Annotated in this window: 19 protein-coding genes; 11 read left to right on the top strand and 8 right to left on the bottom strand. The window is 43.5% G+C overall.

The genetic code is table 11. The features are described 5' to 3' along the window. Window positions 1-310: 310 nt before the first annotated feature. The 4 genes from D3H65_RS30605 to tnpC all read left to right on the top strand — a co-directional run bounded on the left by D3H65_RS30605 (window position 311) and on the right by tnpC (window position 5817). Window positions 311-2197, top strand: coding sequence for a WG repeat-containing protein (locus tag D3H65_RS30605; protein ID WP_119053952.1), 1887 nt, complete (start codon window positions 311-313; stop codon window positions 2195-2197). Window positions 2198-2217: 20 nt separating this feature from the next. Further along, window positions 2218-2976, top strand: coding sequence for a metallophosphoesterase (locus D3H65_RS30610; RefSeq protein ID WP_119053953.1), 759 nt, complete (start codon window positions 2218-2220; stop codon window positions 2974-2976). Between the two features lie 277 nt (window positions 2977-3253). Continuing rightward, window positions 3254-4864 carry an HNH endonuclease gene (locus D3H65_RS30615; RefSeq protein ID WP_119053954.1) on the top strand — a complete coding sequence of 537 codons (1611 nt, stop codon included), beginning with the start codon at window positions 3254-3256 and terminating at the stop codon, window positions 4862-4864. Window positions 4865-5070: 206 nt separating this feature from the next. Further along, entirely contained in the window at window positions 5071-5817 is a 747-nt protein-coding gene (gene tnpC, locus D3H65_RS30620) for an IS66 family transposase (protein WP_262707714.1), read from the top strand. Window positions 5818-6239: 422 nt separating this feature from the next. On the opposite strand, the gene D3H65_RS30625 is transcribed toward tnpC, so the two are convergent. From D3H65_RS30625 to D3H65_RS30640, 3 genes are all read right to left on the bottom strand, one after another. After that, window positions 6240-7211, bottom strand: a complete 972-nt coding sequence (locus D3H65_RS30625) for a KH domain-containing protein (RefSeq protein WP_162915889.1) — start codon at window positions 7209-7211, stop codon at window positions 6240-6242. Beyond that, on the bottom strand, window positions 7180-8973 hold the full coding sequence (locus D3H65_RS30630) for a DNA methyltransferase (RefSeq protein ID WP_119053957.1): 1794 nt from the start codon (window positions 8971-8973) through the stop codon (window positions 7180-7182). The genes D3H65_RS30625 and D3H65_RS30630 overlap by 32 nt, the downstream gene beginning before the upstream one ends. Window positions 8974-9299: 326 nt before the next feature. Beyond that, on the bottom strand, window positions 9300-9596 hold the full coding sequence (locus tag D3H65_RS30640) for a nucleotide pyrophosphohydrolase (protein WP_119053958.1): 297 nt from the start codon (window positions 9594-9596) through the stop codon (window positions 9300-9302). Between the two features lie 806 nt (window positions 9597-10402). Here D3H65_RS30640 and D3H65_RS30645 point away from each other — a divergent pair. Together D3H65_RS30645 and D3H65_RS30650 are read left to right on the top strand one after the other, a co-directional pair. Continuing rightward, window positions 10403-10678: a helix-turn-helix domain-containing protein gene (locus tag D3H65_RS30645; RefSeq protein ID WP_119053959.1), complete on the top strand. Its 276-nt coding sequence runs from the start codon at window positions 10403-10405 to the stop codon at window positions 10676-10678. 1335 nt (window positions 10679-12013) lie between these two features. Continuing rightward, entirely contained in the window at window positions 12014-12235 is a 222-nt protein-coding gene (locus D3H65_RS30650) for a hypothetical protein (protein ID WP_119053960.1), read from the top strand. A gap of 164 nt (window positions 12236-12399) precedes the next feature. Here D3H65_RS30650 and D3H65_RS30655 read toward each other — a convergent pair whose 3' ends face one another. From D3H65_RS30655 to D3H65_RS30670, 4 genes are all read right to left on the bottom strand, one after another. Next, window positions 12400-13023: a GyrI-like domain-containing protein gene (locus tag D3H65_RS30655; protein WP_119053961.1), complete on the bottom strand. Its 624-nt coding sequence runs from the start codon at window positions 13021-13023 to the stop codon at window positions 12400-12402. 76 nt (window positions 13024-13099) lie between these two features. Next, window positions 13100-13939, bottom strand: coding sequence for a hypothetical protein (locus tag D3H65_RS30660; protein WP_119053962.1), 840 nt, complete (start codon window positions 13937-13939; stop codon window positions 13100-13102). Between the two features lie 134 nt (window positions 13940-14073). Continuing rightward, on the bottom strand, window positions 14074-14289 hold the full coding sequence (locus tag D3H65_RS30665) for a hypothetical protein (RefSeq protein ID WP_119053963.1): 216 nt from the start codon (window positions 14287-14289) through the stop codon (window positions 14074-14076). A 238-nt stretch (window positions 14290-14527) separates the two neighbouring features. After that, the gene (locus D3H65_RS30670; protein WP_119053964.1) at window positions 14528-15235 is read right to left on the bottom strand and encodes a hypothetical protein; all 708 of its coding nucleotides are present in this window, start codon (window positions 15233-15235) and stop codon (window positions 14528-14530) included. Between the two features lie 498 nt (window positions 15236-15733). On the opposite strand from D3H65_RS30670, the gene D3H65_RS30675 reads away from it, so the two are divergent. The 4 genes from D3H65_RS30675 to D3H65_RS30690 all read left to right on the top strand — a co-directional run bounded on the left by D3H65_RS30675 (window position 15734) and on the right by D3H65_RS30690 (window position 18858). Further along, on the top strand, window positions 15734-16489 hold the full coding sequence (locus D3H65_RS30675) for a hypothetical protein (protein ID WP_119053965.1): 756 nt from the start codon (window positions 15734-15736) through the stop codon (window positions 16487-16489). 77 nt (window positions 16490-16566) lie between these two features. After that, the gene (locus tag D3H65_RS30680) at window positions 16567-17301 is read left to right on the top strand and encodes a hypothetical protein (RefSeq protein ID WP_119053966.1); all 735 of its coding nucleotides are present in this window, start codon (window positions 16567-16569) and stop codon (window positions 17299-17301) included. Between the two features lie 323 nt (window positions 17302-17624). Further along, window positions 17625-17843, top strand: coding sequence for a hypothetical protein (locus D3H65_RS30685; protein ID WP_119053967.1), 219 nt, complete (start codon window positions 17625-17627; stop codon window positions 17841-17843). Window positions 17844-18180: 337 nt separating this feature from the next. Continuing rightward, complete coding sequence (locus D3H65_RS30690) at window positions 18181-18858, top strand: hypothetical protein (RefSeq protein WP_119053968.1); 678 nt, start codon at window positions 18181-18183, stop codon at window positions 18856-18858. A gap of 1312 nt (window positions 18859-20170) precedes the next feature. Here D3H65_RS30690 and D3H65_RS30695 read toward each other — a convergent pair. Continuing rightward, entirely contained in the window at window positions 20171-20812 is a 642-nt protein-coding gene (locus D3H65_RS30695; protein WP_119053969.1) for a carboxypeptidase-like regulatory domain-containing protein, read from the bottom strand. A 103-nt stretch (window positions 20813-20915) separates the two neighbouring features. Here D3H65_RS30695 and D3H65_RS30700 point away from each other — a divergent pair, with 103 nt between their 5' ends. Further along, entirely contained in the window at window positions 20916-22016 is a 1101-nt protein-coding gene (locus D3H65_RS30700; RefSeq protein ID WP_119053970.1) for an Mrp/NBP35 family ATP-binding protein, read from the top strand. The last annotated feature ends 281 nt before the right edge of the window (window positions 22017-22297 follow it).

Raw genomic sequence — 22297 nt, forward strand, 5'->3', positions numbered from 1 at the left:
TTTGACCCTTTAAATTTACTAATTTATTTAGTCATTTGGATGCTTTTTTGGCTAATTATTTTGGCTTTTATTAGCCTGTAAATCAATGATTAAATGGCAAATATTAATTCAAGTAATTAGCATTTGTCAAATGGAAGTTGCTGCGACTAAGTGCTGCAAATACTATCTTTCTCTAAAAAAATCTTAAATCACCCTCAAACCATTGTGTCCTTTACTTTCTTCCTGTATTTTACAAAAGCCGGCCAGTTTAGTATCTGTGCGTTTGAGCTATGTAAAGCAAGCAGGCCCTGCATCTCTTTCAAAACCATGTATGCTCAAATACGCTTTATTATTTTTTGCCTGGACCCTCGTAGCATTACCTTCCCTTGCAAGGCAGGATAGTCTGTTCATTATTCACGATCAGGGCAAAACAGGTTATATCAATGCCCGTGGCCAGGTAGTCATCCCCGCTGTTTATTATGCCGGCCTGGATTTTTCCGAAGGATTGGCTGCTGTCAGGGAAAATGGCCAATACGGGTTTATCGATGCCTGGGGTAAATATGTGATCAATCCTACCTTCGATAAAGCTTACTCTTTCCACCATAGCGTCACCTTGGTTGTTAAGAACAACGAGACCTATATCATTGATCGCTCCGGAAAAGCCCTCTTCCCACCCGTTTTTACATCCCTTGAATTCATTAGCCCGCACAAAGCCATCGTTCAAACAAAAAAAGGCAACTATGGTATCATCGACATACTTGCCCGCAAACTAATTGTCGATACCATTTACTGGCGAATCAATGCTTACGAGGAAGGAGTGGCCATTATACAACTGAATAGATCACATAGGAGGAAATACCTCAGCCCACGATACGCTGTTATCGACACCTTGGGCAATACCATCGTACCTTTTGGTAAATATGAAGCGATAGAACCATTCGTAAATGGATATGCTATGGTTGATATAAAGGCTCCCGGCAAGAAGGATGATTATGATGATGAAGGAGCCATTGACGCTCGGGGTAACCTCCTGTTCAGGCGACCCGCTTCAGCGCCCGGTTATATAAGCGGCGATTTTCACCAGGGCTTCGCCGTCGTCAACCTCGAAAAGGAAAGAAGTTATGAGGGGTACATCAACCGGCAGGGCCGACTCGCGTTGGACGATACCAATTATGTGCGGTGCACCGATTTCTCCCGCGGCCGCGCTTTCATCAGGACAGTTGAAGATAAATACTTCCTCATCGATACCACCTTCACCATCCTCAACAAAGAGCCTTTTGATGATGTGGAACAAGCACCCTTTACCGGCCTCTATGCCATTGTCAAAAACGGAGACCGCTGGGCTATTATCGATACCAGTGGCCGTTACATAATATCACCCTTGTTTCCTTCCATCGACAAGATCATCGGTAATTATTTTGTATACAGTTTCGATGAACCTCAATATACCCCCAGGCTGTTTGGGATCATGTCCCTCGATAGCCAGGCCCTCACCAATACCATCATCCAGCAATACCATCCTGCCGGCTTTATCAATGGATTGCTCAAGACTATCATCGATGGCAAGTCCACCTACCTCGATCGGCGGGGAAAGCAGGTATGGCAGGAGGCGCCCGATACTTCCCGCTTCTTGCGCAAACTCAATATCGACTATATCGGTAGTGCCCACTTCAGAGCCTATTCCACGTTGGGGCCTGATGGCGATCACCACAGTGGCGGATGGGCCACCAGCAATAATTTCCCGCAGAAGAAAAGGCTGCCCCTTTCCATTCCATCCAACCGCTTGTCCCTGCTCATCGATACCGCCCGTGTCGATACCTTTGCCGGCAGGTATTATGGCTTTTCCCTCTACCTCACCAATACCACCGCCGATACCTTTTTATTCCGCGGTCAGGATAGCCAGCTCTACATGAAGGTCCAGGCTCAGGATGAAAAGGGCCAGTGGAAAGACATTCAATATATGCCCGAAACCTTTTGCGGCAACAGCTACCATTGGCTGCGCCTTGAACCAGGGGCCTACTGGAAATTTGTGGTGCCCCATTATGAAGGTGAGTTCAATACCTCCCTCCGCGTCGAGCTCAAATACCCCGATCCGGCCAATTGCAGTAAAGAAAAGGTCCTGTACTCCCAGCCTTTCTGGGGCAGCATCAACCTGTCCCAGTTTACTGTTAAGGAGCCTTATTACTCCAGCGGTATCATCGACCCGTATATTGATTAGCAGTTAGTATATTGCTGTCCATGACTATCCAATACTGTTCCGATCTCCACCTCGAGCGGCCAGAGAATTATGCCTGGTGGAAGAAGAGGCCCATCCTTCCCGCTGCCGATACCCTCATCCTGGCGGGCGATATCCTGCCTTTTGCCGAAATGGACCAGTTCCCGGACTTCTTTCATTACCTGTCCGATCATTTCCAGGCTACCTACTGGCTGCCCGGCAACCACGAGTATTACGGCAGCGATATCCTCCACCGCAGCGGCCCCTTCCGCGAGGCCATCCGCCCCAATGTCTTCCTCCTCAATAACCAGGTGGAGCAATTGGAGGGTATCACCCTTGTCTTCTCCACCTTATGGTCCCACATCAGTCCGGCCGCGGAGTGGACCATTGCCCGTTACGTCACCGACTTCAGAGCCATCACCCATGGTGGCGAGCGTTATCTTCCCCTGCACAGCAACCGTCTCCACAAGGAATGTCGGCAATTTATTGAGACCGCCGTTGCTGCTGCGCCAACCTCCAAAATAGTGGTCGCCACCCATCATATACCCACCTTCCTCAATTATCCGGCTAAATATAAAAACTCACCAGTCAATGAAGCCTTCGCTACCGAGCTCCATGATTTTATTTACCAATCATCCATCGATACCTGGATCTTTGGCCATCACCATGTCAATACGCCGGAGTTCAACGTCGGTAATACACGGATGCTGACCAACCAATTGGGGTATGTGAAGCAAGGGGAGAATAGAGGGTATCGACAGGATGCGGTGATCAAGCCCTAGTCTGTTTTCCAATTATTACTTAGTTTGGATAAAATAGATGATTTAATGGTAAATTCACTACTGCTCTGATCTCCTCGTGCGAGCTGATAATTTCAAAAACATGATAGAATAGTTGAAATAGCATCACCTTGATGGAGAATAAAAACTTTAATTCCATTAAATTCGTATGGCTAACAAATAAAAATGAGTGTTTTTATTTGCATATTTTTATCAGCTGTCCCGCATTTTTCGTATGCTTGCATAGAATATTTATTTAACATACGTAATATTGATAAAAATGAGCTCACATTTTCTTAGCGGACTTAATACTCAGCAATATGGGCAACTAAAAGATAAACTCTTCAACACTCAATCTGGTAAATGTTTTATTTGTGAAGATATAATTGACCTAAACTTACATAATGGGTCTTTAGATATAGATCATGTAATGCCGCTTAAACTCGGTGGTAAAGATGATCCTATGAATTTTGCTTTAACACATTCCAGCTGCAATCGCTCTAAGCAAGATTCTAATTTAGAGGTTGCTAGGGTTCTGAAACGTTTTGAGAAAATAAAAGAAAAAGCGGAAAAGGATAACCGTGGTCCTAACCTGCAGGATATTCTCGCTACGGAAGGTGGTGGGAAATTTAAACTCAATTTTTCAATGTTTGATGGAATCATTCGTTATTCTCTTCCTCAGTTAGGTGATAACAGGGTTTATGAAGTACCAGTATATACAGATTACTTAAGTGATGACGAATATTTCTTCGTTCAACTTCCTATAGAATATATCTACCATGATGATGTTATTAATCCTCGCTCAATTGGAGATAATATATCAAAGTTGGTTAAAGAGTTTTATAACAAAAATCCACAACTTCAGGTATCACTGGGATGGGTTGAAAATCAAAATGGTGATGGATCGGAAGTAAAAGTCTTTGATGGTCAGCATAAGGTTGCTGCTCAAATTTTGTTAGGCGTGCGAAAGATTCCTATTCGTATTTTCATTAACCCTGATAAAAACAGGCTAACGCTAACTAATTTCCATGCAGGTACTACTTTACGACAAGTTGCGTTTGATAAATCAGTCCAACGCCATTTAGGTAATACATTATATTCTCAAAGAGTTAAGCGATATCAGGTTGAACATGAATTGCAAGAAGATAATTTGTATTTTTCTGAAAGAGATTTACTTAATTATTTTAGAGGAGAATCAAAAGAGGTAAAGCGTTATATTCTAGATGCAATTCGGGATGCGATTACTTATAGTCCGGATAATAAGCTACGACAGTTTACAGAATTGGGGGGGCGAAGTAACAAATTACCAGTTTCTTATAGTACAATAGAGAAAACTTTCTACTCTTTCTTTATTCATCAAGATGTATTAATTACACCGATAGATCATAAACTTGAAGAAGGGGAGAACCCTCGAGAGTTAGAAAAAGATCAAATAACCGAGCTTATGAACATTGTAGCTGAGGAATTATTTATAGAGCATTTTGATGTTGAACTTGGTACCTATAGAATAGAAAATAGAATTCAGCAAGGGGAAAATATACCAATCAATCATTTACGAGCTTTGCGAATGGCCAAAGAAGAAATTATGTACACCTGGCTTCGATATATTTCGCAAATAATTAAGAACTATTATATTATGCATGGGAAACCCATCCAGGAGGATAAACTATTTCAATATAAGTTCGCTGAGCCACTATGGCAAAGAATTCGGTCCTTTATAAGGAATTTAGCTAACCTTCCACTTTGGATTAATAAAGAAGCTTCAAGTACAATTTTTGGAGGGAAACAAAATTATGGATTTTGGCAAACAATCTTTGAAAGCGGTAAGTCTCCTGCAAACGTCCAAGTTCTTTCAAAACCAATTGATTTAATGCAAATGATTGTTGAATAAGCTAGGATAATCAAGAATAAGCGATTAAATGTTTGTTTTTACTCTTAAATAATTGATAAAACCGGCGCACAAAACCAGCATAAATTTGGCATCCTCAAACATTATGGTGCAGTATTGTCTGAAGGAGAATGCCTTATTAGCCTAACAGCGTTTCATCGTTCTTCAACCGATTTGTCGCCTGCTTCCTGCTTCTTAAATGATTTGAAATCAAAGTTTTTCTTTTCCATTTTGCCAGTTTAAAGGTATATCACAACTCCCTAAGCGAAATGGTTGTCTTTGACTACCAGCCAGGTCGTGGACGAGAAGGCCCTTCGGACATGTTGAAAAGCTTTAAGGGCCATGTGCAGACAGATGGGTATAGCGGATACAACTTCCTGGATAAAGAGAAGGACATTACTTTATTCCATTGCTGGGCACACGCCAGGCGAAAGTTCTATGATGCCCTGCAAAATGACAAAAGCCGGGCAGAATGTGCGCTTGAACAGATACAACTATTGTACGCAATTGAAAGGACTGCCAGGGATCAATCCCTCGATGTGCAGCAAACCTTAGCGCTACGGCAACAAAAAGCTGTTCCCATCCTCAATGCCTTGCATAGCTGGATGAAGAAGACTTACATAGAAACAACGCCTAAAAGTGTCATTGGAAGAGCTCTAGCCTATAGTCTGAAATTATGGAATGGTCTGGCAACCTATACAACCGACGGAAAACTCAACATCGATAATAACTTAGTAGAAAATGCCATCCGGCCGGTTGCTATCGGAAGAAAAAATTACCTCTTTGCCGGATCTCATGAAGCCGCTCAAAGAAGCGCCATGCTTTATTCCTTATTTGGTACCTGCAAGCTGCATGGTGTCAATCCTTTTGAATGGATGAAAGACGTCTTGCAAAAAATACCCGCCTATCCTGTCAACCAGGTAGCACAACTTCTCCTACATAACTGGAACAAATAAGATTGGGTACTTCCCCGGAGGGATACTCTGCAATTTAGTTTCAGGCATTCCTTTTTAGTCTAAATACCAATCGGCCAACAAAACCTGGATCTTTGGCTATCAACATGCCAATACGCCGGAGTTCAGGGGCGGCAATACCAGGATGTTTACGAATCAATTGGGGCATGTAAAGCGGGGGGAAATAGGGGGGATCAGGGGGGTAATGCGGTAACTCTTTAAATTTATTGAGCAATGATCAAACGTTAAGCACTACAAGCAAATGGCCTTAAATCCTTGGTTAGAAGATGATATAATAGATTGGGCATGAAGTGGTCAAGCCATTAATCTGAATGTTCAGAAGCAGCAAACTTGAATCCTAAGTTTTATTAGTTATTGCTCCGGGTCAATAACTAATAAAATTTTCTCCGTCGAAACTTTTGACTCTATTTCATTTGTGATAATATGATTCTTATACTATGTTCATCGCTAACTCCTTTTACACTTTCTGTCAACAATTTATAAGCATCTGTTCTAATTTCGAGGCTCATACCTTCTTCTTTATGAGTTAGTGGATCAGCTTCCTCCTTAATTTCAATAGAAGAACAAAAAGCTATCAGCTTATCGCTAATTTCATCTGGATCAATAGTATTGAATGCCCGTTTAAGTTCTTTAAAAGTGCTATCTGTCAACCAAATTCTAACATACCCTATTCTAACAGCTTCACCAATTACAGTGAATAAATAAACATTGGGATCTATTGGCGATGGTATATCAAAATACGGTTGAATTTTTGCACCGGCACTCGTGGTTATAGAATATCGCTTTTTTCCCGTTTTTTTTTCATAAATCCAAAGATTTACACTCCTCTTTCTGCTTCCTCCTCCAACTGTTTCTCTCCATTCAGCAACATATTCTTCAGGGTTCGGTTCTAACATTTCCTCTTCGAAATATAAAAACTGCCTTAATGATTCTTGCCATAATAACCAACCTGTTCTCATTTCAACTTCTTGCTCAGTTGTATTCTGCGATGCAACCCTCTTTTTACGGTCTTTTACAAGTTGTGAATATTGATTTAATAGATCAGCCATTGCTTGATTAGGATCTTTGGTGTCAGGAATTCTAATAGAGCGAGTTAAAGAAGGATGCATTTGTGTTGTGCCATAAACATTTGCTAAATCAGAATTAGATCTATAGCATAACATTTTTTGTTCAAGCCCCATATTATTATGTATAATATCGATGTCCAAATTGCTCCATCCCTTTTCGGGGATATTTTTTGCTTTACAATATACGTATGACCAATCTCCTTCCTCAAGCTTACGTCCCATCATATGTGCAACTTTAATACCTAAATATTTTTGGACAAGGCTGTGTTCGGTCTCATTAAAGGCTGATAGAGTCCTGGGTCTTGACATGTTGAATTATTTTGGAAACAATATTTCTAAAATTATCAAAAGACAAATTTATGTTATTACTTATTATTTGGTGTGCGATCCACTCTGAATATAGTTTTCTAAAATCTGTTTCAGGGGTTCGTTCTACATGTATAAAATTTAAAGTATAATCAGACTGTTTTATTTTTTCCTTAACAAATTCCTCAACAGAGCTTATTACTACAGAGCTGTTTTTTATTAAGATATCTTTTTGGCAATGCAAAATTAAGTCATATCCTACGGCATTATCAGAAACATACATCTTAAAAGTTCCGTGCTGTTTGTCAAATATCTGTGCCTTGCTAATAAAGAATCCTGCATTATATAATGCTTCTCTTATTGAATCCCATATTTTTCCTGAGGAATTGTGAAAGACAATTGTTAGCCAGGAATTGTCTTTGAGTACTCTACGCATTTCTTTAAAACTATCGGTCATGAGAGTTTGATAATCCTCAATAGTTTTTTCTTGTATCTTATTTACAATTGCTTCATTTTTATTATTTGTAAAGGCTTGCAGCCAGCTTTCCCATAGAAAGTTCATTTCAGAATAATTGATATTTGAACCAAATGGCGGATCTGTAAAAATATAATCTAGTGATTTATCTGGGATATGATCCAAATGAGTCGCACTACGAACGCTTATGTGCCTTAATATTGAGTTTTTCCTTGTTTCCTCTAAATGGTAAGCTATTGTTTCAGATTTTCTTTTAAATGTTCTAAAAACATTTTGCTCATTCATGATTTGAGGAACATTATAATTTGCAGTATTGCTGCTACCTCCCCAAAACCTGAATTCGGAAAGAACCGAAACTCTTTGATATAGTGAGGTAAAAGTCCACAGGAGCAAGGGGCGAATTTCTAAATTGTCATGATTAATGCAAGCATGCCATATTTCAGACAAGGCTAATAATGCTCTATGTGTATATAGTTTATCAACGGAGTCTAATCCGTGATTAATGGGTTGATTTGTATTTACTCCGATTGGGAATTTGTTGGTTGGATACCATTTATCAATCTTTATTTTGTCAATTTCTTGCAGCTTTTTAAAATCGTACTCTTTAGGCTGATGTACAGTATCTTTCAGTCCTTTATCACAGCATTTATAGCCGATCTGAACAGGATAAAGCCTTGTTCGTTTCAATTTCCCTTTTTTAATGAGGCCGTGACAATGAGGACAATTAAATGTAGAAAGGATTTTGCTTTCCTTATAAGAGGGTTTTTCGTCCCTCGCCACATCCCAAAGAATGAATTCTTTATCGCACTTGTCGCAAGTAAGTCCATAACTCCAAACCGTATAATTCTGAATGGCGAGTTCGTTGCATTTTTCACATTGGGTTAAGTAAAGCTGTTTTTCTAATTCCGCTAATCTTTCTAAGACTTCCTTTATTGCTTCTCTATATTCTTTCGCTGAAAAGGAAGTTGTAAAATTCTTAGCAATGAAAACTGCAGCAGGTGAGAGATCTGAAAGTATAACGTTACGTTTTTGTCTTATCGCAGCTAGTCCCGTCATTCCTGAACCACAAAACGGATCTAACACAACGTCGTTCTCTTTTGTATAATATTTTATAAGCGTTTCAATTCCCTGGGGAGGTACTTTAGTGTGATATGTATGTGCATCATATGCATAAGAATTCTTTCCAGCTATTATTGAATCGGCATATGGGTCTGCAATTTCGCCTTCATTTGTGTTAAGCAGATCCTTTATGTCAGGATTTTGAGTTAGAAAATCTTTTATATCGAACATAGTAACCAAAACTTTATGACATGAAAAATAATGTAGAATTGAATTAACTAACAAAGAAATAATTAAAACGAATTCAGCATCCTTAAAGAATATGGTAAAAATAAGCCATAATCCATTAATAATATGTGATTTAAGTCCTCAATCTGGAAACGTGTAATGAACTTCTAGGAAAACTTATAACACGCCTGTCAGGCAAATCTTATCTGTGGTAAATTTATGGACTCCATATTCGAATAATTGATCTCCTAAAGCTAATTATTGTAAAAAGTACTCTTCAGTCTCCTTATCCTCACAATAAATATAACACTCCTTCATACCATGTGTCATCAACGTCTTGTAAGTGTTTTTTGCCCTTTTTTCTCGATCTTATTTAGGATTATACTTGTTACATCCAGTCCTTTTTCATGGGCTAGCAAAAGGGCAAAGGAGAATATGTCGGCCAACTCTTCTTCAATCTTTTCCTGCTTTGTTTCTTCGGCCGATTTCCAAAGGAACGCTTCGAGGAGTTCGTTGGATTCTATACTAATGGCAATTGCTAGGTCTTTGGCATTGTGGAATTGCGCCCAGTCTCTTTCCTCGCGGAACGCCAAAAGTGCATCAGTAAGGGTTTCTATATCGGTCATACGTCTACTTTGCTTGACTAAATTTTTAGTCTCCAAATGTAATTAATATAACTGGCTTTTAATTCGAAGAAGAATTTAGTGCTACTGACTGATTGTCAATTAATAATGACTGACGGTAGGCAAAACTACTTTCATGGAAAAGTGGAGAAAATTATTTGATAAGCAAGATTTTCGGGTACTATTTTATCTTAAGAAATTGAGAATTACAAGAAGGAAAAGAGCTTGAGCGTAAAACAGTTTCATTGGAATTTTCAAAACCAACAAAGGCCGCAAAATGCGGCCTTGCTGTCCTCCTTTCCTGGCTGAGTGAAAGATGAGGGTACGGATTAAGACAGAAATGACTCCCACGGTTTGGGTCTTGCGTCACGGTAAGTTTTCCCCACGATCCCCCATGGATGAAGGAAACCCTCCGTCTTAACTAAAACCTTACCTGTGGGGAGTCTGTTTCTGATTTCCCATTGTTCTCATCGCCTGTGCAAAAAGTTGTGTGTAGGTTGGGTATATAAAATAAAAAAGGTGTAGGCCTCAACTTATGGTCTTAGAGGCCGGGCAGGCCCGATCACGCATAAGAGAGAACCCACACCAAAAAGGTAGTGGGCTCTTGCTTCTCTTCCCGTGATCTTGAAATGTTGCCCTTTTCTAAGACAGGAATTAAAGCGAAAGCATCAATATATTTAATGACTTCGCAAAGATACTCATTAGAGTATCGAAGTGTAAATATAGTGTATTTGCTTTATAAAAGCTCCTTATTCGTCCCGGTCTTATTAGGGGTGGTTTAGGAGACCCGGATTTATTTACTTTAATCCATGAACGGGAAGAAGAAATCAAAGGAACCCAAGACTTTATTAGAGGATCAACAAGAAATCATCCAAAAAATTGGTGATCGTATAAAAGAATTGCGGATAAGTCAGGGCCATACTTCCTCCGAAAAATTTGCCTTCGAGAATGAAATAGACCGTGCCCAGTATGGAAGGTATGAACGGGGAACGGATATGCGCATCAGCACACTTGTTAGAGTACTGCGGGCTTTGAACATAGACATAGAAACCTTCTTCAGCGAGGGCTTCAAAGATAAAAAGTGAGCCTGTTGATACAGATCGGAAAGTAAAGGTAGTATGAGTAATCTACAGACCCACTACTTAAGTATCTTTTAATACCTGTCAATAACTGATTAATAATCAATTCGTAACATTTCTCCCACTTCATCTTTAATTTAACCTTTTCGCCACATCAGCAAAGACTTTACTAACTTGAGCTCCTCAAAAACGCAGTTCAGTTGTCAAGAAAAGCTTGACAACTACAATAAGCAGCAAGCCATAGGGCTGTATCAATCCAATGAATTACACCCCAGGTAGTTTATTAATGGCATCTCTTAATTGTCAAGTATTGCTTGACAGTTCATCTCTAATTAGATATACCCCTGGAGAGAAATTCTAATGGTTCTCAGGGGTAGTTTTCAGCACTTCCAAAATGAAAGTTTCAGTCTATTACCACCGCTGGCTTTCAATTCAATGTACGTGGCTGTCCTCAGGAGTAGGTGCAGATTTTGCACATACTGAATGTTCACACAAATGGATAGTTTTTATAGCTCTTAATCACCAATAAATAATCTTTGCTTCTTCTCTAAAAACAAAAAGCCCCGCATAAAAATGCAGGGCGTCACTAATCAAATTCGTTAACCATTAAACCTTATCCTTTTTATTATAACAACTAAACCGTGCGATTGTACTAAACCGACTACCAACTATTTTTTTAAAAATCCGGGAACAAAAGACGCTTATTGTATAAAGCAAGCGACTACAGCAGCCAGAGCAGTGCAGCCAGAGTAACAGCCAGAGCTGCCAATCGCCGCAACCCCATACCCGCATCCGGTCAACTGAGCAGACCAATCGATACCTTCCTTTCAACCCATTGCTCCCCAATGCCACCAGCACCCCTCCCCGCCAATCCTCCTCACTGCGCCCCTGCACTCCCGCTCCCGCCCACCACAGCTACGCACTTCGCCTCCTTCTTCCTAAAAACATCAAAAAACTGCCACACAAAGATATTGCGGCATGCCAGCCCACCCTTTCACACCATGTCCCGCATCCTCCTCCACGTCTCATCCCTAAAAGCCCACCCATCCCAACAAGCAGGCCGCAAAAAGGTACGGCATAAAGCGCCTGTACCAACCAGCAGCGTCCCGGCGCAAACAGATCATATCCACAGCCACCCCAGGTACCGCGCTCAGGCCCTTTCCACACCCACCCACCACGGTGTACATCACTTGCGCCGGGCAAGCCTGCACCAGCTCCACCTGTAATTCAGCTTCACCAACCCACCCATTTATTCCGCGTTCCTTTTTGCCTTGCGCTCATGCCGCAATGTCCGCTGCGTGCAGCTTTTGCTGTTATTTTTTAAATATTAAATGTTTTAGTATGAAGTATTACCTCGTTGCGCGTACCACCTGTGTTATGGTGGGCATTGAACAGTGCCGCATCTTCGTTGTCCGCAGGTCTCAGTGCGCGGCTTTTGAAAAGGCCTTTGCCGGTTACATCCTGCTCGTTGCCTCCAGTGCGCAGGCATTGCCGGCCGCGCCGGTCATCGTATATAAAAAGGGCCCCCAGGCCCTTTCCCTTTTTTCCCGCGTAGTATCCTAAAGGAAGACACAAACCAACTCAATCCATCGAAGCAAACCCATTCTCCAGGCGCATCCAATGCCACCCCTCCCCAACGCTCAACCGGCTACTCATCAATCGAAGCATACGACTGCCGCTTCCCCGCCTTCGATCGCATCCATCCCACAAATCCCACCCATCCCAGTTCAGATAACGGGTTCTCGTAGTATCGTCCTCAACTTCCCCGCCTCCACCTTCCTGAAATCACTCAGGTAAATTTCATGGTGCAGCCCGTTTTGCCGCAATCCCCTTTCCTCCATAAAAGCCTTCATCACCTGCAGGCTCACCGGCTCCTGGTCAAAAGGTCCCACATGCAGCATTTGCACACAAGTGCCTTCTTTCATTTCAAGGAACCCGATCTCCGATACCAGCACGATCCCTTTTTTCTGCAGCACCACATCTGCCGCCATAGCCACATCTTTCTCCGATACAAATTCCGGCAGCCGGATCAGCAACCGGTATTCCCATTCACTGCGCGCTATCTTTGTCGGTGCTTCCTCCATCCTTACCCCCGCATATCTTACCTGGTCGTACCACCATTGCCCTTCCAGTTTGGCTACCACAAAATCTTTACCCCTCCCTTTCCAGGCAAATTTGATCGTATAGGCCGTTGCATACAACGCTTCAATTCGTGCAGCAAACCCTGGCCCCGAAGGATCACCCTTGCCACAGATCGAAAGGAAAGAAGCCTGCTCAATAGTTACCAGTTTCGGTTTTGCCTTGGCCGTATAATAAGCCTTGTACTCCTTGCTGAGATCCAGTTTTTCCATTGCTGATTATTTTTATGTCCCAAAGAAAGGATAGGGCTGTGACAGCCCTATGTCAGCAGGAGTATGACTAATTATTTTACTCTCTTTCTAATGAAAGCAAAATGCCGTCTTTCTCATGGTTACGAAGGAGGTCGAAGCTCTCATTCGCCATTGGCGTGAATATTTGGTGAAATACTTTCTCATTTTGTTCATCTTTCAATATGAAAATAATGTCATAAGACATGGCGTTGTAGCCGATTCTCTGTATGGTATAAATCAATTGCCGATGCTCTCCGGTATTGGCCAGATATATAGAGTTGCTATTGATTAAAACCCTTCTCTGAATACTTCCGGCTATATCTGCGTTGACATCATGAAAGGTTAACTTCCAATATCCTTCAAATATCTTCTTGGCTGATTTCTCCTTTAAACTTGTTAACTCATTCTCAGTTTTAGACTTTTCTTGTTTCATGATCGAAACTTGCTTGGTAAGTTCTTCATTCAAATTGCTGAAGGATGATTCCTTTTCAATCAGCTCCAACAAAATGTTCGTTCTTGCTGAATAATCCTTTCTAAGTTCCATGTATTTGCTCAACGATATAGAACCATTTTTTGATATGGCCAGAGATATGCTACTTCCCCATTTATTCACCCATGCCTGAAAAAATTGAATCCCATACCGTACAAAAGGAAATACGAACACATACACAAGGGCAGACGCCAAAGGCATCCAAAAAAAATACTTCACAGAACTATACTGCCGGACTAAATCAATCTTAGATTTAAACCCATCAGCAACCAACGCCTCATTGCTATAAAGAAGTACCCCAAATACCACCTCCCAATTAATAACCAGCCAGGCGATTAAAAATGAAGAGATCAGAGGACTTTTCACCCTAAATTCTATTTCTTTAAAAAATTCTGAAACGTTAATCATAATACTTTTAAAACGAGTGAATCCACTTTTTCAACTACTGCGCCGAATCCCACCCATCCCAGGTTCAGACGAAAAAGCCCCGCACTTCCGCGCGGGGCTACATTCATAGGAACCGGATCAAAAACGGAGCGAAGCTATCTTTCTGGTTGGTTTTCCGTTACGGCCTGACTCACCGTACCGGCTACCGCGCCGGCCACCGCCAGGTAGCCCGCCACCTTCACTACAATGGCCGGCAGCGCCACCGGCGTAGTTAAGATTGCTGCACTGGTAGCCGCCAACACCAGGCCCCAGTTCCGCAGCTTTACGAAAAAGGGAGGCGTAGGCGATTGCATTCTTTCTTGTATACTCATAAAATGCCATTTTAAAAATGAACGATTGGATTTCAATGGCGGTACCTGCCAACAACCAACAGCTACCGCTAATACCTAAAAGCCCCCACTCCCCCTATCTGCAGGTATCCCAGGCACGAGCCTGTGTGGGTGAGTGCCTGGCGTGCACTCCGTCCCCTGTTATTCCCCGTTGTAAAGGGAAGCAGTGGGGGCTGCGCTACCAATCATTGCCACGTTGCAACATGTCACCATATATCCATCAGGAAGATCGGCCACTTCCGCCCGATGAAATGTTTTTTGCTTTTTTACCGATGGGAGGAGTATTCATCGTTGCCAGGATATGCAATGCCTCACCAGCTTGTCCGCCCATGCGATACGCACGGCCGTTCACCACCTGGTAAAAAGCAAAGCCCAGCGCCATTATCAAGGGCAGCTTACGGGTTGGTACAAGCCCTACCCGCAGCCTGGTCCCAACTGGTTCACTGATCGGCAGGAATTCACTGTGCACCGTTTCCAGTGTAAACCGTTCCCGGTCAAAGTCCACAGCTGCAACAGCTGCCGTGAAACCAATATGCGTATAACTGCCGTCATAGCTGATCCGCTCCTGGGCTGTAAACGCCGGAATATCCACCGTCCAGCAGTCCGCTTTATTACTTACCACATGCGATAGGTGCGATCGGAATACACGATAGAAATGACACTTGTCAAAAAAGTCAAAGCCCTCCAGCATACTGATGTCTCCGTCCTGTATCCTGCGCTCTCCGCGGCCGTTCACCTTATCTCCCTGGATCACTTTAAGCATACGGGCATTTAACCGGCCCGCACGGCTTTGTTCCTTATGGTTCAGCAGCAGGCTGCCAAATGCTGCCAGTAATACTCCGCTGCCTGTAGCGGCCAGCTTAAACTCTGCTGCACTTTCTTTTGCCCTGGGCGACAGCGACCGCACTTCCGTTGTTTTGTTTTTCATCGTGTATAGTTTTAAAATGAATGAATGTAATCGACACTAACGTCGCATCACAAACGTACAACTATGGGCATTACTCCTCATTCAGAAATGTCCAAAATGTCATTTTTTACCAATTTGTCCGGACAATTTGGTAAAAAATGACAATAACGACCAAAACGACCAGCCGCAGGCACCGCAATTCAAAAATTGAATTACGTTTGTGTAGCAAGGTGAGAATGCAGGAAAATAATGAGCAGGAAGAAAGAACGAACAGTGCACACCCGACGATGGAAAGAAAAGAGCGGCACAATACTAAGACGGTGTATGGACGGTGCATCGATATAGCATGGATATTCCATAGATAGAGTATCAAAATAGCGTACCAATAAAAAATGACCGGCTTATGCGATAATAAGCAGGGACTCTGGCGCCCCTCTTACAACGCAGCAGCCCGTACATAGCCGCAGCACCGCGGGTTGCGGCAGTAGTTACAATTCCAAACCTATAAAAACAAAAACAATGGCAAAACAAGTAAGCCCACTCATCAAACTGAGGGGCACCATCGACGACTTGAATTTCTATGTCTCCGAAGATGGATTCATGGCCAGGGCAAAAGGAGGCGTGAGTGCCGAACGCATCAAAAATGATCCGAAGTTCAACCTCACCCGCCTCAATGGTCTTGAATTCGGAATAGGAGGGAGGGCCGGTAAATCCTTACGCCTGGCCCTCAAAAGCGAGCTCTCAAAAATTGCTGACAAGCGACTTACCAGTCGCCTTACCAAGACAATGATCGCCATCCTGCAAACCGATCCAGTCAACGACTACGGTGAACGCAGGGCCGAGAATGGCGATCTTTCACAGCTCGCTGCTTTCGAGTTCAATTCCAAACTGCCTTTCAATACAGCTTTTGAACCGCAGTTTAGCCTCAGTCTCAATCGCGCTACAGGCCAGGGGGCCATCAACCTGCCGGCGTATACTCCCCAGGTTGATATTATATCTCCTGATGGGTCCACCCATTACAACCTGTTCGCGGCTGTAGTGCCCGTCAACTTTGCTGTCGAGACCAACACCGCCTTTCGGCAAAGCACCGGCAACCTGCCTTACGACAACAACCCGGCTACCGCCACTACACTCACCATCAACTTCCCGGCCAGCAGCCCCGATCCCATTTTTGTGGTACTGGGCATCGAGTTCGTGAAGATTGTCAATGGTAAAGTGTATGAACAAAGTAAGGCGCAGAACGCACTGCAGATCGTAGCAGTCGATGTACCATAACAGGCCTCATACAGGCATGCCAATACGGAACCGGGTTCGTCCCGGTTCCTTTCTATTAATTACAAATTCAATAATGTATGAAACCGAAAAAGATAACCAGGGTCACCAAACGCTGCATTCCCGGCGTCACCCTCCACCCCCGTGAAGGATATTACCAGGTCCGTCACATTGGCCTCACCCCACAGCGCGTTAAAACAGATCCTGCTTTTGCGCCCACCAGGCGCCAGGCAGCCCGGTTCGCCCACATCATAAAATGTGCAAAAGCCATTGCCGATGCCCTCCTTCCCCAAACCAACAAACAGCACATCATGCCCCGGCTTATTGCATGTTTGCGTAAGTCCGTCAGCAACGAACAACTCCTTTCCCCAGAGCTTGCAGTCAACCAATGGGAAGCCCTCCGGCAATTTGAATGCAGCCAACAATATCCCTTACACAAAGTGTTGAAGCTTGATTACCCATACACCGTAGATACCTTACAGCCCAAGTGTACATTGGTATTGCCTGCATGCATACCAACAGCCGTGATCGAATCACCACCTGGCGCTACCTATGCCAGGATAGTAGCTATACAGGCTTGCCTGGATCTGCAACAACATACCATCCAACGCACTATGGCACACACCACCATCTTTCCATTGAAACCCCTGCACATCCGGCCTGCTGCATTGATAACCGAAATCAATAGTCCCAATGGTACCCACCATTTCCTGGCCCTGTCAATCCAATGGTATGCGCGCCATAATAGCAATAATACATTGCAACCATTGTCCCTACCCGTCAGTGCTGCGATCATAAAAACCTGGATCTCCTGAAACGGTTAAAGAACTTTAACAAATAATCTTTAATTTTTTTAGCCTGCCCTTGATGGATATTTAAAAAACATATATTAGCTTTGGTTGCAGTATATCGTTATACAGTTAAGGCATTCCACACACGCATTCCTCAAAAAAGTATAACGGTTATCGTTCATTTACTTCTCCAGGATTTTGTGCATCAGTTTAGTCCCATGTAATCATTTTTTCCGGGTTGCAAAAACCTTCTATTACCTCCATTGGATAGGCTGCTAACCATGTTCCTATAACGAACGGGTGGCTATAGGACATTTGCATCCGGGCTTAACTAAAACTTGCTAATAATGAACAACGATGAAAAATACCTCCATCGCGTCATTCATCCCAGGCACATCCAAATCATATTGGACATGGACAGTCGTCAGGCGCGGCGCGAATTAAAAGAGATTCGGGAAAGCCTGGGCAAAGAAGAGCACCAATACATCATCCTGAAAGAGTTTCTAAAACATTCAGGCCTTCAATTGCAATCTGTCCTTTCCTTATTAGGGTGGGGTAATACGTAACCCCAATACAAAAAAATAAAAAATAATATATGGAAATAACTAATCCTTACATCTCAATAGTAGCAGCGTCCATCCAAATGCCTACAATGCCCAATAGGCAGGCGTGTGTTGCCTGGAAGGTAAGAAGGCAGTTGAAGTAGCTGCAGGCGAAACGATCGTTCGACAATTCGTTTCCATTTCCTTACTCCTTTTTTTTAGTACAATTAGTAGTATTCGTTCAAATTTCCTGGAGATCATCGATAGTAATCCTCTCCAGTATAATAGGGGGTTCCTGCATGCGGAACTTCCTATTATTCCTTGCCTTGTCCTCCATTACCTAACAAGAAAAACAATCTGTATGCGATTTTCAAAACCCAAACAATTCTGGGCCTGGTTCCAGCGCAATAAAGAATCCTACGAGCAATTACGGACCGCTTCCTCCGCAGAAACCATCTATCATATGCGCGAAATGACCATGCACCTCAACGCGTATGGCCGCTACATCAATGCAGAGATATATTGGCAGAGCGATAAAGGGCGCGAAGCAACCGTCCTCGTATTTACTACCTACGCCCGCCCCCGCGATTTTCGCAAGGTCGGACGTTTGGTCGCCTGCGCACCCCAAATTCCCGGTTGGCGTTTCCTCGAGCTGGATCCCCCGCGTCCAATCGACTTCTTCCTCGAAGAAGACTACGGTCACCTCAATTTCGATCCCTTCAACCTATGGTTCCTGCCCCCCGATCCTGTCACTGCATTAGATAAGTACAACCTCGATCTTTACATAGATAATTATGCCGACCTGACACCGGATCACGAAAACGCTGCAAGAGCCGTTGTATACAATTTGCTGGGAGAAAAAGTATACGGACTAAAATTAAGGCGCATCGATCTTGCCCGTGTATGCGATCTGCCAAAAGAATACAGGGGCGATCTGGTCAACCTGCAACAAATACCCGAATACGTTCAATTACAGGACACGGCCGATTATTATATCGATCAAACCGGCAACCTAAAGAAATACCGCCCCAATACCTGATCTCCCATGATTTTTAAAAAAAGAGAATTGGTGTATGGAATAAATTCCATCCCCTCTTTGCTTATTGCTGGGTTCATTAAATAACCTAAAAAAATAATAAAAAGATGTATGGAATTAGTAAACAACTTCATCTCAATAGTAATGATTCCTTAAAAAGCATGGTTAGCCATTCAACCATATCCTTTCTTCCTTCTTCCTTTTCTCAGCTTCAATATATTGTCAGGTGTCATGTTTCCTTGGTGAAGCATTGTTTAGTAGCAAGCGTTCATTTTCTTATTTTATTCTTTCCTCTTCTTTCTTGGTAAGGCCTTGGTTAGTAGTAACTGTTCAAATTTTATTTTAGTTTCTTCACGTCTCCTTGGTGGAAGCACTGATTAGTAGCATTTTTTACCTTATTTCCCCGCCTTGTCCCCACACCAATGCCCTGATCCCTGTCCGCAAGACTTTGCCGTTACACCAACGGCAGGCATACATACACATTGGAGAAGCGTGCACCCCACCAGCCACCCCACGAGCATCAAAACAACCATGTCAGGTGAGAGGGTTAGTTCAACCAGTGCCAAAATAAATCCATCGCGGCACCCCTCCTGGCGAAAGCCTTAATACACTGATAAAAGAAAAGCGCCCCCAGGCGCTTTTTTTATATCCCCATCCAGGCCTCACCACCAGCTTACACAGTACACCCCCGGTCTCCCAAAAAAATATAGAAATTTCTTATGGAATCCTGATGCATCTACATCTTAATATAGAACCCGGCAGCAACGAACCTAGGATCTCGGCCTCCCGAAAAAAAATGTAGAAAGTTTATATGGAATCCGCTCGATCGTACATCTTAGTATAGACACAGCAGCAACAAACGTTCAACCCCCGAAACGCCCCAACCAATAGTAGCAGGATTTGTGTTGCCTGGAAGCTAATTAAGCAATGGAGATCACAACAAGCGCATTACGACCATTGAACCATACCTTTTCATCATTTTCTCATTCGCCTCATCCTTTTTAAGTCTCTCTTGATTTATTCATAGCTTTTCATTTATCACTAGTTGGTGAAAGCCCTCTTTAGTAGCACTTTTTCATCTTTCCGGGAGAATCGTTTGATAGCAACCATTCTCCATAAGAGGGAGCTCTTTGGGCAGAGCTTCCTCTTATTTCCACTCGGCTCATTATTCAAACAATACAAATAAGCCAACCCCGTTGGCCTCAACTTATACCAGGTCCCCAAAAAACAAAACAGCCGGCTCATCACCGGCTGTTTCTTCTATATACTGGATTCTGTATTCTGAATTCTGTATTCTGTATTCTTTCTTTCTTTCCTACTTATTATTCTTAAAATCCCCCCGTTTCCACGCCTTGATAAACTCTCCCCACGCAAATGGGTTAAAGATATTCTGCGGAGGCGCCTGTCCATAATACGTTGCCCGGCGCGCCCCGTTCTGCAGCAGCATATTCGAGTTCTCACCTCCATCACGCGGCAGCGTCTTCGCCAGCACACGCCGTTTGCTTTCGTCATTGTTCTTACGCGCCGTTTCCAGGTCATCATCCGGCACCGGCACATTCACAAAATCCCGCTCAAACTGCTCCTTCGTAGGCCGTGGCTTGATGATCGTCACCGGCAGGTACTCCGCATCCGTCACCATCAGTTGCAACAGGCTGTATTGATTGCCTTCCAGGTCCCGGGGGATCTCTGCCAGCTTGGGTTTATAACCGATAGAAGTGAATTCGATAATATCCCCTTTCTGCACCACGATCGAGAACACACCCTGCTCATTCGTCTGCGTACCCCTTTTCTCCCCTTTGATCGTAATACTCACAGAAGGGATGCCTTTCAGGCTGTCTGCTGTCATCACCACACCATACAATTGAACAACAGAATCCTTGAGCTTTTCGAATTGGGCGTTGGCCAGGAACGGAAAAGCTACAGCAAACAAAACGGCGAGTAGTAAATGTCTCTTCATGCGGTTCAAATATACAGACTATGAATAAATACTTTCAACAAAATCAGCCCGCTATTGGTTAATTTTGCAGTAAACTGTTTCATTTTAACAAAACACTTAGATGATGACCCCCGACAAAGTTTTAGAGGCTTTGAGTAATGTGCAGGAACCTGATCTTGGAAAAGACATTGTGACACTTAATATGGTGAAAGATATTGTCATCGATGGCAATTATGTTTCTTTCACCGTCGTGCTCACCACCCCCGCCTGTCCCATGAAGGACATGATCCGCATGGCCTGTGTCAACGCCATTAAATTGTTATTAAACAAGGAAGCTACCGTAGTCGTCAACTTTACATCCAATACCACCACCAACCGCAGGGATACCCGCGCCGTACTGCCCAATGTCAACAACATCATTGCCGTCGTAAGCGGAAAAGGCGGTGTAGGCAAATCCACCGTAGCTGCCAACCTGGCACTGGCCTTTGCAAAAAAAGGAGCCCGCGTAGGCCTCATGGATGCTGATATTTACGGCCCCAGCGTGCCCATTATGTTCGGCGTAAGGGGCGAAAGGCCCATGATGAAACAGGTCGAAGGACAGGAAAAAGGCATGATCGTACCCCTCGAGCGTTACGGTATCAAGCTCATGAGTATTGGCCTCCTCGTCGATGAAAAGAACGCGGTCGTCTGGCGCGGTCCTATGGCCAGCAGCGCCATCAAACAGTTTGTGACCGACGTTTTTTGGGACGAATTAGACTACCTCTTTATTGATATGCCCCCCGGCACCGGTGATATCCACCTCACCCTCCTCCAAACAGCCCCCGTCACCGGCGTGGTCGTCGTTACCACACCCCAGGATGTCGCCCTGGCTGATGCCAAGAAAGCCATTGCCATGTTTGGACAGGCCCAGATCAAGGTTCCCCTCATCGGTCTCGTGGAGAACATGAGCTACTTTGTACCTGCCGAGCTGCCCAACAACAAGTACTACATTTTTGGCAAGGAAGGCGGTAAGAAACTGGCCGACGAATATGAGATTCCCTTTTTGGGACAAATCCCCCTCGTCCAGTCCATCCGCGAAGGCGGCGACCTCGGTATCCCCGCCATGGTAGGCGATGATGCTATCACCAAACAGGCTTTCGAAGAATTTGCCGCCAATACCATCCGCTCCATTTCCATGCGCAATGCCAACCTCAACTCCCAAAAAGTTGCGGAAGTCATTGATTAAACTAAACGTTTTATTTATACCCCGGCCCTCTTCAGTTTGCATAAGTGGTTGACATATAATGCAATTGAAGCTGGGGAGGCCCGTATTGTAGTAGAATCCAGTGCTGCTTAAAAGATAGTAGGCCGTTTACAAGCATCGGGCTATTACAAAGATTGCAGGCTGCTTCAAGGTAACAGGCTGCCTATATCAATAATCAAAGCTACACCTGAGGAGGCGTGACTCGCCAAACCGCAAGCTGCGTAAGTCAATGATAAAGAGCGCAGAAATGAAATTGACGTCGT

The organism is Paraflavitalea soli (assembly GCF_003555545.1).
Lineage (GTDB): Bacteria > Bacteroidota > Bacteroidia > Chitinophagales > Chitinophagaceae > Paraflavitalea > Paraflavitalea soli.